Raw genomic sequence first — 14,878 nt, forward strand, 5'->3', positions numbered from 1 at the left:
CAGCCTTTCGGCCTGTTGGCCTGATTATTTTTAGATTGGCCCCCGAGGCGAATCCGTTGATTTCACTATAAAAATTTTGAGGAGCATGACGATGCGCGTGATTCTGCTAGGAGCTCCCGGGGCCGGTAAAGGTACTCAGGCAAAATTCATCACTGAAAAGTTCGGCATTCCGCAGATTTCGACTGGCGACATGCTGCGCGCTGCGGTCAAGGCCGGCACTGAGCTGGGCCTGAAAGCCAAAAGCGTCATGGACGCAGGTAATCTGGTTTCCGATGACCTGATCATCGGCCTGATCAAGGACCGCCTGGCCGAGCCCGATTGCGCGAACGGCGTACTGTTCGACGGCTTCCCGCGCACCATTCCTCAGGCAGAAGCCCTGTTGAAGGCCGGTCTGGAAATCGACCACGTGCTCGAAATCGCCGTGGATGACGAAGAAATCGTCAAGCGCATGTCGGGCCGTCGCGTTCACGAAGGTTCCGGCCGCATCTATCACACGATCTTCAACCCGCCGAAGGTCGAAGGTGTCGATGACGTGACTGGCGAACCGCTGGTGCAGCGCAAGGACGATGTCGAAGAAACCGTGCGCCTGCGCCTGAAGGTCTATCACGACCAGACCAAGCCGCTGGTTGAGTTCTACAGCAAGCTTGAAGCGCAGAATGGCAAGCCCAAGTGCAGCCACATTCCAGGCGTTGGTTCGGTTGAAGAGATTACGGCCAAGGTGCTGGTAGCGCTGAGCTGAGGTGTAAAGCCTGCTTGATAAAATGGCCCGCTTGCGGGCCATTTGTCATTTATACTTCGCCACTTTTTCACCAAGACGGAAACACCGATGACCACCTTGCTGGCCCTGGACACCGCCACTGAAGCCTGCTCGGTCGCTTTGCTGCATGACGGCAAGGTGCTGAGCCACTACGAGGTGATCCCGCGCCTGCACGCACAGCGGCTATTGCCCATGATCAAGGACCTGCTGGGCGAGGCTGGCATTGCGATGTCAGCGCTGGACGCCATCGCCTTCGGGCGCGGCCCGGGTGCTTTTACTGGCGTGCGCATTGCCATCGGCGTCGTGCAAGGCCTGGCCTTCGCGCTGGAACGTCCGGTATTGCCCGTCTCCAATCTTGCCGTACTGGCCCAGCGCGCGTTTCGCGAGCATGGCGTTTCCCAGGTTGCATCGGCCATTGATGCGCGCATGGATGAAGTTTACTGGGGTTGTTACTGCGAGACTGCCGGCGAAATGCGTCTGCTCGGCAACGAAGCCGTCATGGCTCCCGAACTGGCGACGCTGCCGGTGGACGCCAGCGGGCAATGGTTCGGTTCGGGTACCGGCTGGGGCTACGCCGAGCGTATTCCGGTCAGCCTGGCAGGTCATGATGCAAGCATGCTGCCCCATGCACAGGATCTGCTGACCCTCGCCACCTTTGCCTGGAACCGTGGCGAAGCCTTGTCGGCAGACGATGCACAGCCGGTTTACCTGCGCGACAAGGTCGCCACGCCGAAGGCGCGTTAATAAGTGCAGGCACGCTACTGTCCAGTGGCTGACGCAACTTGCGCAATGAGTGCCCTCAACAGAAAACTATCAATTAGCCATCTACCGCTTGTCGTCTGAATGCTCTTAAATCTCATTTCGAGAAAACAATTTGCAATATATGTGGTCTAGTTATCGTTAAGTAATTTGCGAACTGCCGTGCAGTGACGCTAAATTGCCACTATCGACACCGAGTATATAATCGATGCGCATAGACGGACCCTCACAACGCTCTTACCCGATCAAGCGAAAGCCGCAGAAAACGCCTTCTACCGTTGAGGGTACTTTTGAGGAAGTCGTGGTTGATGCCGAGTTGCCGCCACCTGCGGCGCAAGCTCGCCGTGAATCGGGTGATTCGCCTGTTGGCAGCACCGCCAACGTGCCTGCGCGTCCGCAAGACATCATCTTCCCGCGCTCCATGAGCTCTCGTGTCGCCCATGCGCTGGCCAGCTACCTGACCACTGCCAGCTTTGTAGATTGGGACCTTGAAGTATCCGGGCTCGACCTTCACGTTTGATTGTGACTCGCCTGCCTTACTACCTCGGTTGTCCGTCATGGAGTGAAAACGCCTGGCGCGACTCGTTGTACCCCGAAGATGCCCGTCCCACTGATTTTCTGAGCCTCTACACGCAAGTGTTCAACGTCGTTGAAGGCAACACCACCTTCTATGCACGGCCCGCTGCGACTACTGTTCAGCGTTGGGCAGAAACAATGCCCGAAGACTTTCGCTTCACGGCCAAATTCCATAAAGACATCAGCCACAACGGCGACCTTCGTCAACAGGTCGGCGCGGCAGAAGCATTCATTCGCCTGCTCGCACCATTGGGTGGCCGGATCGCGCCGTTCTGGCTGCAATTGCCCGCCAGCTTCACCCCGCAGCGGCTTGCCGAACTGGTCGGTTTTATCGACGAGCTGAACGTCCCGCTGGCAGTAGAAGTGCGCAACATGGCGTTTTTCATGAAGGGTGACGAGGAGCGCATGCTCAATCGCCTGTTGCTGGATCGAGGTGTCGAGCGCATCTGTCTCGATTCGCGCGCACTGTTCAACTGCGTGTCCAGCGACCCCGCCGTGCTTCACGCCCAGTCCAAGAAACCCAAGGTGCCGCCACGCCCAGCGGCGCTGACCTCATTCCCTCAGGTTCGCTTCATCGGCGGCCCGGACCTGGAGGCCAATAACGAGTTTCTTGTGCAATGGGTGGAGAAGGTCGCCGTGTGGATTGAAGAGGGCCGTACGCCCTATGTGTTTCTGCACACCCCCGATAACCTCAAGGCGCCCGAGCAGGCCAGACGTTTTCACGAGCAATTGATGCTGCGCTTGCCTGGGTTGCCGGCATTGCCCGAACTGGATCGCGGGCCGCAGGTGGAACAGTTGGGCTTGCTCTGAGGTCTGCAGATACAGGCTGATAGCGCCTGACTCTGTGGAGAGCGTGCAGATGGACTCACAATTGCGCCGTTTTGAGGGTTACACCGGCACTTTCAAGCATGCCTTGCAATTTGCCTCTGATGATCAGGTCAGGGAGCAAGCATGCGCGTGCTGCTGATCTTACTGCTGCTCTGTGCGGGCGGGGTGTTGGCTGTCTGGCGCGGCTGGGTCGATGTGCCGGCGCGCTGGAACCCTTGGGCACCGCTGGATGTGCGAGCCGAGCCCAACTTCCTGACCTCTTACAAATTGTCACGATTGCGCGACGACCCGGCGCTGTGCGATCAGGTGCTGAGCACTTCGGAGCTGCGTTTCAGTCGCCAGGCCGACAGCGCCCCGTCTGTACAGTGCCCGCTGGAGAACACGTTGCGTATCCAGGGGGGTGACGTGGCGCTGAGCAGCAGCTTTCTGGCCAGTTGCCCGCTGGCAGTGGCCTATGCGCTGTTCGATATTCATACCTTGCAGCCCGCCGCGCAGGCAGTTTTCGGCCAGCGGGTCGTGCGAATCGATCATCTGGGCAGCTTCGCCTGCCGCAACATCTACAACCGCGCCAACAGCCGCCTCAGTCAGCACGCGACCGCCAATGCGCTGGATATCGCGGTTTTCCGCCTTGCTGACGGCCAGCGGATCAACCTGCTCAGGGACTGGGGCGACAGCGGCGACAAAGGGCGTTTTCTGACGCTGGTCCGCGACGGCGCGTGCAAGAACTTCAGCACCGTGCTCGGACCACAGTACAACGCCGCGCATCGCGATCATTTTCATATGGACATGGGGAAGTGGCGGGTATGTAGGTAGGGCGGCTTTAGCTGCAAGCTGCAAGTCTCAAGCTTTGATCCAAGTCGCTTCTAGCTTGCAGCTAACAGCTTGAGGCTTGAGGCTTGAGACTTGCAGCTTCAAGCCGCCATCCGCAGGTTTTGCAGGATCAGTGGGCGGGCCCAGCCGTTTTCGTAGTCAAACTGGCGTTGTTGGGCAGCAATGGTCTGCTCGTCCAGTGGCAGGGCGGGCTTGTCGGCCAGGTTCCATTCAAGTTCGGCAATCGGCATGTGCAATGGGCGTGGTTGCGGGCCGGGGCCTGGTTTGACGCTGTCGTCGTAAGGGCTCAGAACGGTCGGGCGCACCCAGTGGTTCTCGAATTCCAGGCTACGTTGCTGTTCGATCATTTCTGCCATGCTGAAAGGCTCGGCAGGCGGCGGCAGCAGGTCGAGGTCAAATTCGGCGATTGGCAGAAACAGAGGCTCAGGTGGTTTGACCTCGGTATCAGTCACCGGGCAGGTACGTTGCTCGACAATCTTGCTCAGGGTTTTTGCGCCAGCGACCGGTTCGCCTGTTTCAACATCCACTTCCACAGCCGTTGGGTGCACGGGTACGGTAGTGCTTTCGCTGACCTGATCCGCCATCGCCCGGGCAAATGCATCCGACCACAGCTGCGTCACACCACCGAGTGTGCGGCTGTTGCGAACGCTAAAGTCGCCTGAGTGCGACAAATAGCCGATGGATGATTGAACAATGTCTGACATAGCGATCAGTACTGGCCTTGGGTCTGGCAAAATGCCGGATACTTGGTTATCGGCAGATTTTGCCGATCATTAACAATTTTTGAGTGTGTAGACGTAATGATCGAGCAGCAAGCAGGCAGTCGTATCCGGGTTGAAGCGCTGGCAATCGACGGGCAGGAACACGCCGCGCAATGGGCACAGCGTCTGGGCTTGCCGTTGCATGATGCCGACGCGGATTTTGCGCTGCAATTGACCGACGATGGCCTGCAATTGCAGCAATTGGGCGACGACGTGCCGGGCGCGGTGCGGGTCGACTTTGTCGAAGGCGCGGTCGCCCATCGGCGGTTGTTTGGCGGCGGCACCGGGCAGATGATTGCCAAGGCGGTCGGCATTCAGCCAGGTATTCGCCCCAGCGTGCTGGATGCCACGGCAGGTCTGGGCAAGGATGCCTTCGTGCTGGCGAGCCTTGGCTGCGAGATGAGCCTGATCGAGCGCCAGCCGATCATCGCCGCGCTGCTTGAGGATGGCCTGGCGCGTGGGCGCGGCGACCGTGATATCGGCCCTATCATCGCCCGGATGCGCCTGTTGACCGGCAACTCCATCGAGATCATTCGAAGCTGGGCAGAAGAACCGCCGCAGGTCATCTACCTTGACCCGATGTTTCCGCATCGGGAAAAGACCGCACTGGTGAAGAAGGAAATGCGCCTGTTCCGGCCGTTGGTGGGCGATGACATGGACGCGCCAGCGTTGCTTGCGGCAGCGCTGGCGCTTGCCACCCATCGCGTGGTGGTCAAACGACCGCGCAAGGCGCCGTGTATCGACGGCCCCAAGCCGGGTTACGCGCTAGACGGCAAGTCCAGCCGTTATGACATCTATCCCAGAAAAGCCCTGAAGCCCAAGGCTGTCGAGCCAGCGCCGGGCCTCTAGCTCAAGCGTCCGGGCGGTAGGCGCGCATGAACAACATCACAACTTCCCGGACATGCTCCTCGACCGTGTCCTGATCGGCCGGTGCTGCACAGCCGACCAGCAGACGGAAGTTGTGCACACCCTTGATAATGTTCAGAAAGTGCTCGGCGGCGCGTGTCGGGTGTTCGATGCGCAGGCTGCCGCGATGATGACGAGCTGATTGACATTCTGCTGCGTGGTACCCGCAACGAGCGTGATCAACTGGATGCGCTGTCCAGTCTGGCGATCCCGACGCAAAACGGCACCAGCGTGGCGATTTCGCAGGTGGCAACCCTCGATTACGGTTTTGAAGAGGGCGTTATCTGGCACCGCAACCGGTTGCTGCCGCGTGGTTCAGGGTGAAACGGGTGGATGAATAGAGCGTACCCCACCCGCTGCGGCAGGTTCGCTCAAAGTGCCCCGAAGACCTTCTTCGCCAGGCCGGTGGCGGCAGCTGCCGGGTTGGCGCGGATGCTTTCTTCCTGTTTGGCGATCATTTCAAACAGCCCGTTGAGCGCTTGCTCGGTCACGTAGCTTTCGAGATTGGCGCTTTTGCTGTCCAGCGCGCCAAGTGCCGCTGCCTTGCCCGCAAATGCGTTGTACTTCTGCGCCAGACCGACCTGATCCGTAGACTTCTTGACGATCGGCAGGAATTTGGCGCGAATCTGCTCGCGGCTGGTGCTGTTCAGGTATTGGGTGGCCGAATCCTTGCCGCCGCCCAGAATGGCTTTGGCGTCAGTCACGCTCATCTTTTTCACTGCATCTACCAGCAGCGCCTGCGCTTGCGGAACGGCCGCTTCTGCCGCCTGGTTCATGCTGGTTTCGAGTTGATCGACCTGGGTGCCCATGCCCAGCATTTTCATTTTTTTCGCCACCTGGCCAAGCTTCCCTGGCAGCTCGATGCGCACCTCGTCATTTTTGCTGAAACCGCCGGGAACGCCCAGTTGCTTGACTGCAACCTGCGCGCCCTGGGTCAGGGCATCCTTGAGCCCGCCGGTAGCGTCTGATTGCGAAAGGTCGCTCAGCGACAGCGCGAAAACGTTGGCCGACAGCAAAAGGCCGGCGCACAGGGCAGCGAAGGTAAACGAAAAACGAGGCATGAGAGCGTCCTTGTAAAAGTGGGTTTCAATCCGGACCCGAGTTGATAATGGTGCGGTACGCGAACAAGCGTATCAGGAAGTGGTGACAGGCACTCGAAACCCGGGAGCGAAAAGCGTCGATCGATGCCGAAGAGGATGAAGCCACGCGAAACGACGACGGCGCGTTGAAAACGCGCCGTCGAAGAGAGCTTTGTAAGGTGAAACCATTCAGCCGGCGACCTGAATGACCTTGATCTTCAGACCGCTTTGATTTTCGTTGGTCAGTTCAATCGGGTGCACGGTGTCGTTGATCCAGATCAACCGACCCTCATGCTCGATTCGCGCCGACAAGGCATAGCTGTGACCCGGTACAGGATAGCGGTCAAAGGCATAGCCCAGTTCAAACGGCAACGGCACCTGGTGGGTGATCGTTTTTTTGCAGGTGTCAATTTCAATCGCCAGTGCATCAGCCAGGCTGATGTCGCTCAAGGTGACGGTCAACTCGCAGCCTGTCGGCAGCGCGATGCGTGGCAGGTAATAAACTTCACCCTGAAGGCGTACTAGGGGTTCGCTGGACATCTCAATTTCCTTATTTGATAGGCACCATTCGTTGGTACACACCACACCCTAGCCCATACCCGCGCGCAGAAAACCCCCGTCTAAATATCCTGGTCAAATTGCCGAAAAGCCCTACGCGGCCCCCGATTCGTTTCCTGCATTTTGCTCTTCTTCATTGCTGTGCAGGGCGACCTGGCGAATGGACAGGCGTATCTCGGCAGGCAATACGCGCTTGGCTGCGCCTTCTGCCAATTCGCCCAGCATCGGGTGATAGCTCAGTTTGCCAGCACGGTCCTTGCGCAGCACGCGCAGGTCCAGCAAGGTCTGGATGAAGTGGCGGAACAGGCTCTTGTCGAAGAATTCCGGCGCATTGAGGCCATGCAGAATGGACAGGCGCTGGGCCATGACCGTGCACAGGTCTTCCAGCTCTTCGGGGTTCAGGGTGTTGGGGCCGCTGTTGAGCAACAAGGCAATAGCCATGTAGAAGCGCTGCAGGGTCTGCGCGATGGCCCGCGACAACAGCGTCAGCAACACAAATTCGCGGGAGCTGGGCTCCGGGCGCACATAGGCATCGTTTCTGAAACGCAGCAGGCCCTGTTCGACGAACGCCGCCAGCCATTGGTCGACGACCTCGTCCAGCTCGCTCAGCGGCCAGCGGATGAACAGTTCCGATTGCAGGTACGGGTACAACGCATGCGTGTAACGCAGGATCTGCTCGCGGCTCATGCGTGACGAGCTCTGGAAAAAGCTGGCCAGCAGCGAGGGCAGGGCAAAGATGTGCAGAACGTTGTTGCGGTAGTACGTCATCAGGACCGCATTCTGTTCGTTCAGGTACAGAATCTTGCCCAGCGCATCCTTTTGCTCGGCGAGCAGGTCCATGCCTTTGACGTGTTCGATCAGCGAGCGGCCGTTGCCTTCCGGCAATGTGGTGTGCGGCGAGTACGGCACGGCGCGCAGCAGGGTGAGGTACAGGTCAAGCACACGCTCCATGGCCTGATCATCCAGCGCCAGTTTTTGCGTCGACAGCAAGGTGATGGCCACCAGATTCATCGGGTTGACCGCTGCAGCTTCATTCAAATGCTGGGCCACACGCTCGCCAAGCCGGTGCGTGGTTTCACTCAGCCAGTCGGGGCGAAATTGCGGTGCCAGCTCCTGCTCGCGCCAGTCCGGTTGTTCGCCATCCAGAAACTCGGCCAGCCTGATGGGTTTACCGAAGTTTACCGAGACCTGGCCAAAGCGCTGTTTCAGCGCGCCTATGACTTTGAAAATATCGAAGATCGACTCTTTCTTCTTGGTCGCGCCGCGCAGCTCGCCCAGGTACGTACGGCCCTCCAGCACGCGCTCGTAACCGATGTACACGGGGATGAACACAATCGGCATTCGCGAGTTGCGCAAAAAACTGCGCAAGGTAATGGCGAGCATGCCGGTCTTCGGTTGCAGCATGCGCCCGGTGCGCGAGCGACCGCCTTCGACAAAGTACTCGACCGGAAACCCTTTGGTGAACAGCGTGTGCAGGTATTCAGTAAAAACAGCGGTGTACAGCGGGCTGCCCTTGAAGGTCCGACGCATGAAAAACGCGCCACCGCGCCGCAACAGGCTGCCGACTACCGGCATGTTCAGGTTGATGCCCGCAGCAATGTGCGGCGGCGTGAGGCCGTTGCGAAACAGCAGATATGACAGCAGCAGGTAGTCGATGTGGCTGCGATGGCACGGAACATAAATCACTTCATGCCCCGGCGCGATTTCCTGCACGCCTTCGATATGGCTGACCTTGATGCCGTCGTAGATCTTGTTCCAGAACCAGCTGAGCACCACTTCCATGAAGCGGATGACGGAGTAGGTGTAGTCCGAGGCGATCTCGTTGCCGTAACTCAGTGCGCGTTCCCGCGCCTTTTCCTGAGTGATGTTTTCCCGCTCGGCTTCTTCGATGATCGCCTGCTTGACCAGCGGCTCGTCCAGCAGACCTTTGACCACCGTGCGGCGGTGCGACACGTCCGGGCCGATCACGGCGCTTTTCAGGTTGCGAAAATGCGTACGCAGAAGGCGCTGGCTCATGCGCAGCGTCAGCTCATGGCCCTTGTTCTGGTCAACCAGCTCGCGCATGTGAATCGGTGCAGAAAACTGTACACGGGTCTTGCGGCCCAGAATCAGAATACTCACCAGGCGGCGCAAGCGACCGGTCACCGCCCAACTGTCGGCGAAGAGCAGCTTCCAGGCGCTGGACTCGTGATCGGGCGATTGGCCCCAGAACACACTGACCGGAATGATCTGCGCGTCTTCACCGGGGTTCTGGCTGACCGCAGCCACCAGACGTTCGAGTGTCGGCGGCGCGCCGCGCTTGTCCTGACGCCCCAGCCAGTCAGGTGCAGGCGTGAGGTAAAAGTACGCAGACGGCTCGATCAGGTTGCCGACCGCCACTGAAAGCACAGGCCTGGGCAGGCCGGCTTTGCGGCACTCGGTATCGATCACGGCCAGATCGCTGATCGACGGCGACTGCAGGGCATAAAAAACCGGCCGGCTGCGGTCGAGGTTGAGCGTGAAAGACGATTGATTGATGGTTTCCGAGCGAACCCAGAGGTACAACAATCGGCGCAGGGTGCCGAACACAAGACGACGGAACGGAGAACGGGTCATACGGCTTCTGCTGAGTGAGGAACGAGCGGTTGCCCGAGATGGGCGTCAGTGTGACGTATCCCGAGACGATCGGCAAAAGCCCTGACAGGCCTGCTCGAACGCCTGTTGAGGAGAGGAAGTCCGCAGGCCCCCCGCCACGAGCGCCTTCATTGCCGCGGCGGTACGCATTCGCACCGCTTGAGCGAAAAACCTTACGCGGTGTGCCAGGTGATCTCTTCTTCTCCGTCGGCACTGATGCGCATCCAGCGGTCAGCAGTTTCGTCGCTTTCTTCTTCGACCCAAGTGCCCGGTGCGCAGCGCACTTCGACGTTGAGCGCCGCGAAAGCTGCGCGGGCGCAGGCGATGTCGTCGTCCCACGGGGTCTGGTCGCTGTCCAGGTGCAAGCTGTTCCACTTGCCGACTGCTTTGGGCAGCCAGGTCACGGACACGTTGCCAGCCTGGCACTTCCAGGTCTGGCCCTTCTGGGTCCAGTCGCTGCACGTGCCCAGCGCGGCGCCCAGCCACTGGGCGATTGCCTTGTGGTCGACGTCTGCGTCTTTGAGGTAAATCTCGATATCGGGTTGGCGCATGGGTGCCTCTGTTGAATGCTTATTGCAGCACGAAGTAATCGTAGCGCATGGAAACGGTGACCTTGAAAGGTCCTGGTTGTTCGATGACCGCAGTGCGGCGTTCGGCACTGGCACGCCAGCCGTGCGGCGTCATGGCCAGCAGGTCGGCACGCGACTGACCGTCGATCAGCTTGAGCGTATAGCGCAGGGTTTCGCTGTGTTGCAACTGCATGCCTTCCGGCACCAGCGACAGATGCTTGTCGTCGGCATAATCGCGAACTTCATCGTAAAGACGCTGACGCAGCTCCATCAAGTGCTCGCTGGTCGGGCCGACCCGCATCAACCCGCCACCGGGCGTCAGCAGCCGTTTGGCTTCCTGCCAGTCCAGCGGGCTGAACACACTGGCGAGAAACTGACAGCTGGCATCCGGCAACGGGATGCGAGCCATGCTGGCAACCATCCAGGTCAGGTTCGGGTCACGCCGGCAGGCGCGTTTGACCGCCTCGCGGGAGATGTCCAGCGCGTAGCCATCGGCACGGGGCAGCGCTTGGGCAAGCTGCGCGGTGTAATAACCTTCGCCGCAGCCGATGTCCAGCCAGCGTGCCGGGGCGCGCTCGGCTGCCAGCTCCGCCAGCCGTCGGGCCACCGGGGCGTAGTGGCCGGCGTTGAGAAAGTCGCGGCGCGCTTCGACCATCGCCTGGTTGTCGCCGGGGTCACGGCTGTTCTTGTGCTGCACCGGCAACAGGTTCAGATAACCCTGGCGCGCACGGTCGAAACGGTGACCGGCAGGGCACACCACGCCGTTGTCAGCCGCACTGAGCGGCGCAGAGCAGATCGGGCAAGTCAGCATCAGGCGAGCAACTTGACCAGGGTCTGGTAGTAGATCTCGGTCAGCACGTCGAGGTCGCTGGCCAGAATGCGTTCGTTGACCTGGTGAATCGTCGCGTTGACCGGGCCCAGCTCAACCACCTGAGTGCCCAGGGTGGCGATGAAGCGGCCATCGGACGTCCCGCCGCTGGTCGAGGCTTTAGTGTCGCGACCGGTAACACTCTTGATGCTGGACGACACCGCGTCCAGCAGCGCGCCCGGCTCGGTCAGAAACGGCAGGCCGGACAATGCCCAGTCCACATGCCAGTCCAGTTCGTGCTTGTCGAGGATGGCGGCGACGCGTTGCTGCAAGCCTTCGACTGTCGATTCGGTCGAAAAACGGAAGTTGAAGACCGCCACCAGATCGCCGGGGATAACGTTGGTCGCGCCAGTGCCGGAGTTCAGGTTGGAGACCTGGAAGCTGGTCGGCGGGAAGAAATCATTGCCGTTGTCCCAATGCTCGGCGGCCAGTTCGGCCAGCGCAGGCGTGGCGAGGTGAATCGGGTTCTTCGCCAGATGCGGGTAAGCCACATGGCCCTGCTTGCCGCGCACTGTCAGCTTGGCACCCAGCGAGCCGCGACGGCCGTTTTTGACCACATCGCCCACCAGCGTGGTGCTGGAAGGCTCGCCGACGATGCACCAGTCCAGACGTTCATTGCGCGCGGCCAGGCGCTCAACAACGGCCTTGGTGCCGTGATGCGCCGGACCTTCTTCGTCGCTGGTGATCAGAAATGCCACCGAACCCTTGTGGTCCGGGTGGTCTGCCACGAAGCGCTCGGCTGCGACCAGCATTGCCGCCAGGCTGCCTTTCATATCTGCAGCGCCACGTCCGCAGAGCATGCCGTGCTCGTCGATCAGGGCATCGAACGGATCATTCTGCCAGTCCTGCACCGGTCCGGTCGGCACCACATCGGTGTGACCGGCGAAACACAGTACCGGCCCTTCGCGGGTGCCGTGAGTGGCCCAGAAATTATCGACGTCTTCGATGCGCATCGGCTCAAGCTTGAAGCCGGCATCGCCCAGGCGCTGCATCATCACCGTCTGGCAATCGGCATCGACCGGCGTGACCGATGGTCGGCGGATCAGGTCGCAGGCAAGTTGGAGGGTAGGCGAGAGGTCGGCGGGGGCCGTCATGTACAGAACTCCGGTAGCAAGACTTTGGGCGCGAAAAGGCGGATATCTTAAAGCAAAACGATGACCTGGGGCCGTCGTTTATCGTGCCCTGTGGATATGTCAGGTTGTGGAGCGTGAAGGGCGGTTTGCGAGAGCCGACAGTATTGCCATGATCATGGCGGCTACGTAAGGCAATGACTGGGCGAACATTATCGCCACCCAGAATCCAAGGTCCGGACCGATAGCCTCTTTTCGGAAGCACAGCGATACCGTCATGACCCACCAGACCACGGCCATGTACAGATCTTCCCGGACGTCCAGCAGGGCCTTGCCGAGCCCGCTGCCAGAGGTCTGCTTGGGAGTGCGAAAGAACGGCAATCCTGAGGTGAATGCCGATGAAAGCACGGCCTTGCCTACAACCGAGTACAGCGCCATGCTCGCAATTATGGCTGCGAAGGCGTCTTTGATGTCGGTGCTGGCCAATCGTTGATAAAGGCTGATCGCTTTGCAAACGCCCAGAACAAACATCAACAGTAATGAGGATGAAAATATCCACGGCACAGGTTCGAGTGTGTCGGGTTGAATGATCATTGCCATTGACCAGAGAAGCACAGCGATAGCCAGAAAGTAATTTATTCCCCCTGCAATCCAAGGCATCCAGCCGGCAATGAAGTGATAGCGCTGTATTGGCGTCAAGGCCTCGCACGTACCTGCGATCAGGCTTCCAGTATGTCGTTTGAGTATCTGGATGACACCGTAAGCCCAGCGATACCGTTGTTTCTTGAAGTCCATGAATGTATCCGGGATCAGTCCCTTGCCATAGCTGATGGCGACATAGCCGGTGGAAAAACCGTTCTCCAGTATCCGCAGTCCGAGCTCGGCATCTTCGCAGATGCTCCATTCTGCCCAGCGCAGTCGCTGCAACACCGAATTGCGAATCAGGGTCATGGTGCCGTGCTGAATGATTGCGTCGTGGTCGTTGCGGATGACCATGCCAATATTGAAAAAAACGCGATACTCGGCCTGGCAGCAACGTTTGAACAGGCTGTCGTCGCCATCACGGTAGTCTTGCGGTACTTGGATAACCGCTATATCCGGGCACGCAAAATAGGGGGCCATATGCTTGAGCCAATGCCGGTGCACGCAATAATCAGCATCGATCGCCGCTACTATTTCGGCATCCTTGGCGGTGTAGTCCAGCAGGTAGTTCAGTGCGCCCGACTTGAACCCGCTAAGTGGATTGACATGAAAGAACCGGAAGCGAGGTCCCAGTTGCCTGCAGTACTGCTCAATGGGCTCCCAGACTTCCGGGTCTTGAGTGTTGTTGTCGATGATCAGAACCTCAAAGTTCGGATAGTCCAGGCGTTGTAATGCGTCGAGCGTCAGCTTCACCATGTCGGGAGGTTCGTTGTAGCACGGTACGTGTATGGACACTTTGGGTAACGGCCCCGGGTAAGCTCTTAACGGAGGAAAAGATCGCGGTTTCTCCGGTCCCCAGCATGATTCGAGGAACTCGTAACCCTGTATCCCCGTGCCGATCAGTAAGCTGGTCACCCACACCAAGGCGATGGGCAAAGCCACCCACATCGATAAGGGCTGTGCGTAACTTATGCCAACGCCTACCAATAATGTGTACAACGCAGCAAAAATCAATACGGTTGTTCGCCAGTTGTCGGGCTGCCAATCGGCGACCAATCTCGGAACTTCTGATCGCCAGCTGGCCCGTATTTTCACTGGGCCTTGCAGTGGTAACTTTATCTTTCGCTGGGCATCGAACAGGCCCCAGTGAGGCCCCGGCAACCCTTCCTCAGTTTTCCATTGTTGATCAAATGCCTCTCTGACAAAGTAGTCGAGGCCACTCTGGTTCAACAGCGCGAGCTGGCTGCGCAGGTAAATTGACTGTTCGGCGACGTAGGCGGTGGTGCGTCTTCTGAAGTTGCCTTTGTCTGGCCAGCCAATCTCGGAAAGTATCAGCGGTTTTTCGGGAAACATCAGCCTCAATTCGTTCGCCCGTGCGAGAACTGCAGAGCCTGCCTGGGTGACTGGAACGAACTCCCTGAATGGCAAGACATGCGCCGCGATGAAGTCTGCGTGATCAGCCAGTTCCGGCGTATCGTGCCACTGTTGCCATCCCTCTGAGGTTGAAATCGGAACGTTGACACTTTGTCGTGCCGTTTGCATGTAATCGATCAGTTGGCTGACGGTGACGTCATTGCGCAGTAATGTTTCATTTCCGATGATCAGACGCCGGACGCTGGGATACTGATTGGCAAGCTTCACGCCCTCGATCAGTTCCCGATCATTGCGTTTTTCGTCCCAGCCTATCCATATGCCGAGTGTGACACTCATGCCGAGTTCTTCGGCTATTTCGGGAATACAGGCCAGCGTCTGCTCGACCGAGTAGGTTCTTACATGTCGAGTCAACGGGCGGATCAGCAGCAAGTCTTCTTTGATTTGCTCGCGGGTCGGATAGATGTGCTTGTAGGGACTTTGTCCGGGACGAAAGGGGTTATAGGCAAGGCCCGAGATGCTGTCAGGCCAGTCCGGGACTTTGGTCACGACGGATTTGAATGAGTTGACCGGCCAGATTGGAGCGTCTGATATTTTTTTATTCATGTCTAAACTGTGCTCCATGCGGTATATCGACATCGCGACTTCCTGTCGCGTCTATTAACCCTAGCGGCATCGAGGTACCAGGTG

General features: G+C 59.0%; 14 protein-coding genes and 2 pseudogenes. 7 read left to right on the forward strand and 9 right to left on the reverse strand.

The features are described 5' to 3' along the window. Positions 1–91 precede the first annotated feature (91 nt). From adk to QRN38_RS08295, 5 genes are all read left to right on the forward strand, one after another. Positions 92–739, forward strand: coding sequence for an adenylate kinase (adk, locus tag QRN38_RS08275; RefSeq protein WP_003377743.1), 648 nt, complete (start codon positions 92–94; stop codon positions 737–739). An 87-nt stretch (positions 740–826) separates the two neighbouring features. Continuing rightward, positions 827–1,501 (forward strand): tRNA (adenosine(37)-N6)-threonylcarbamoyltransferase complex dimerization subunit type 1 TsaB, encoded by a 675-nt coding sequence (gene tsaB, locus QRN38_RS08280; RefSeq protein ID WP_057417992.1) that lies wholly within the window; start codon positions 827–829, stop codon positions 1,499–1,501. A gap of 223 nt (positions 1,502–1,724) precedes the next feature. Next, positions 1,725–2,036 (forward strand): hypothetical protein, encoded by a 312-nt coding sequence (locus tag QRN38_RS08285; RefSeq protein WP_007245395.1) that lies wholly within the window; start codon positions 1,725–1,727, stop codon positions 2,034–2,036. Between the two features lie 2 nt (positions 2,037–2,038). Then, on the forward strand, positions 2,039–2,902 hold the full coding sequence (locus QRN38_RS08290) for a DUF72 domain-containing protein (RefSeq protein WP_010201379.1): 864 nt from the start codon (positions 2,039–2,041) through the stop codon (positions 2,900–2,902). 141 nt (positions 2,903–3,043) lie between these two features. Continuing rightward, positions 3,044–3,733 (forward strand): extensin-like domain-containing protein, encoded by a 690-nt coding sequence (locus QRN38_RS08295; RefSeq protein WP_057417993.1) that lies wholly within the window; start codon positions 3,044–3,046, stop codon positions 3,731–3,733. A gap of 98 nt (positions 3,734–3,831) precedes the next feature. Here the strand turns inward: QRN38_RS08295 and QRN38_RS08300 are convergent, their stop codons facing one another. Continuing rightward, positions 3,832–4,455, reverse strand: a complete 624-nt coding sequence (locus QRN38_RS08300) for a hypothetical protein (protein WP_005765940.1) — start codon at positions 4,453–4,455, stop codon at positions 3,832–3,834. Positions 4,456–4,551: 96 nt separating this feature from the next. On the opposite strand from QRN38_RS08300, the gene QRN38_RS08305 reads away from it, so the two are divergent. After that, positions 4,552–5,361 carry a class I SAM-dependent methyltransferase gene (locus QRN38_RS08305; RefSeq protein WP_057417994.1) on the forward strand — a complete coding sequence of 270 codons (810 nt, stop codon included), beginning with the start codon at positions 4,552–4,554 and terminating at the stop codon, positions 5,359–5,361. 1 nt (position 5,362) lies between these two features. Here the strand turns inward: QRN38_RS08305 and QRN38_RS08310 are convergent. After that, positions 5,363–5,542 (reverse strand): annotated as a pseudogene (locus tag QRN38_RS08310) (TetR/AcrR family transcriptional regulator C-terminal domain-containing protein); the annotation flags it as partial. On the opposite strand from QRN38_RS08310, the pseudogene QRN38_RS08315 reads away from it, so the two are divergent. Continuing rightward, positions 5,539–5,721: pseudogene (locus QRN38_RS08315) on the forward strand (AcrB/AcrD/AcrF family protein); the annotation flags it as partial. The pseudogenes QRN38_RS08310 and QRN38_RS08315 overlap by 4 nt on opposite strands. Positions 5,722–5,789: 68 nt before the next feature. Here QRN38_RS08315 and QRN38_RS08320 read toward each other — a convergent pair. The 7 genes from QRN38_RS08320 to QRN38_RS08350 form a co-directional block, all read right to left on the reverse strand. Next, a complete protein-coding gene (locus tag QRN38_RS08320; protein WP_005765949.1) occupies positions 5,790–6,479 on the reverse strand; it encodes a DUF4197 domain-containing protein in 690 nt (229 codons plus the stop codon). A gap of 207 nt (positions 6,480–6,686) precedes the next feature. Beyond that, positions 6,687–7,037, reverse strand: coding sequence for a YbaY family lipoprotein (locus QRN38_RS08325; protein WP_057417996.1), 351 nt, complete (start codon positions 7,035–7,037; stop codon positions 6,687–6,689). Positions 7,038–7,148: 111 nt separating this feature from the next. Further along, complete coding sequence (gene plsB, locus QRN38_RS08330; RefSeq protein WP_057417997.1) at positions 7,149–9,650, reverse strand: glycerol-3-phosphate 1-O-acyltransferase PlsB; 2,502 nt, start codon at positions 9,648–9,650, stop codon at positions 7,149–7,151. 191 nt (positions 9,651–9,841) lie between these two features. Continuing rightward, positions 9,842–10,219, reverse strand: a complete 378-nt coding sequence (locus QRN38_RS08335) for a hypothetical protein (RefSeq protein WP_005765957.1) — start codon at positions 10,217–10,219, stop codon at positions 9,842–9,844. Positions 10,220–10,238: 19 nt separating this feature from the next. Continuing rightward, positions 10,239–11,048 (reverse strand): putative RNA methyltransferase, encoded by an 810-nt coding sequence (locus tag QRN38_RS08340; protein WP_005615949.1) that lies wholly within the window; start codon positions 11,046–11,048, stop codon positions 10,239–10,241. After that, positions 11,048–12,199: a succinyl-diaminopimelate desuccinylase gene (gene dapE, locus QRN38_RS08345; protein WP_024668419.1), complete on the reverse strand. Its 1,152-nt coding sequence runs from the start codon at positions 12,197–12,199 to the stop codon at positions 11,048–11,050. Before dapE ends, QRN38_RS08340 begins: the two co-directional genes overlap by 1 nt. Positions 12,200–12,298: 99 nt before the next feature. Beyond that, positions 12,299–14,827 (reverse strand): glycosyltransferase family 2 protein, encoded by a 2,529-nt coding sequence (locus QRN38_RS08350; RefSeq protein ID WP_081025357.1) that lies wholly within the window; start codon positions 14,825–14,827, stop codon positions 12,299–12,301. Between the last annotated feature and the right edge of the window lie 51 nt (positions 14,828–14,878).

It is taken from the genome of Pseudomonas sp. CFBP2511, from assembly GCF_030209255.1.
Classification (GTDB): domain Bacteria; phylum Pseudomonadota; class Gammaproteobacteria; order Pseudomonadales; family Pseudomonadaceae; genus Aquipseudomonas; species Aquipseudomonas avellanae.

Excerpts from the sequence above, each read along its gene's own strand:
- adk (WP_003377743.1), top strand. The coding sequence starts at position 92 with ATGCGCGTGATTCTGCTAGGAGCTCCCGGGGCCGGTAAAGGTACTCAG.
- tsaB (WP_057417992.1), top strand. The coding sequence starts at position 827 with ATGACCACCTTGCTGGCCCTGGACACCGCCACTGAAGCCTGCTCGGTC.
- QRN38_RS08285 (WP_007245395.1), top strand. The coding sequence starts at position 1,725 with ATGCGCATAGACGGACCCTCACAACGCTCTTACCCGATCAAGCGAAAG.
- QRN38_RS08295 (WP_057417993.1), top strand. The coding sequence starts at position 3,044 with ATGCGCGTGCTGCTGATCTTACTGCTGCTCTGTGCGGGCGGGGTGTTG.
- QRN38_RS08300 (WP_005765940.1), bottom strand. The coding sequence starts at position 4,455 with ATGTCAGACATTGTTCAATCATCCATCGGCTATTTGTCGCACTCAGGC.
- QRN38_RS08305 (WP_057417994.1), top strand. The coding sequence starts at position 4,552 with ATGATCGAGCAGCAAGCAGGCAGTCGTATCCGGGTTGAAGCGCTGGCA.
- QRN38_RS08320 (WP_005765949.1), bottom strand. The coding sequence starts at position 6,479 with ATGCCTCGTTTTTCGTTTACCTTCGCTGCCCTGTGCGCCGGCCTTTTG.
- QRN38_RS08325 (WP_057417996.1), bottom strand. The coding sequence starts at position 7,037 with ATGTCCAGCGAACCCCTAGTACGCCTTCAGGGTGAAGTTTATTACCTG.
- plsB (WP_057417997.1), bottom strand. The coding sequence starts at position 9,650 with ATGACCCGTTCTCCGTTCCGTCGTCTTGTGTTCGGCACCCTGCGCCGA.
- QRN38_RS08335 (WP_005765957.1), bottom strand. The coding sequence starts at position 10,219 with ATGCGCCAACCCGATATCGAGATTTACCTCAAAGACGCAGACGTCGAC.
- QRN38_RS08340 (WP_005615949.1), bottom strand. The coding sequence starts at position 11,048 with ATGCTGACTTGCCCGATCTGCTCTGCGCCGCTCAGTGCGGCTGACAAC.
- dapE (WP_024668419.1), bottom strand. The coding sequence starts at position 12,199 with ATGACGGCCCCCGCCGACCTCTCGCCTACCCTCCAACTTGCCTGCGAC.
- QRN38_RS08350 (WP_081025357.1), bottom strand. The coding sequence starts at position 14,827 with ATGTCGATATACCGCATGGAGCACAGTTTAGACATGAATAAAAAAATA.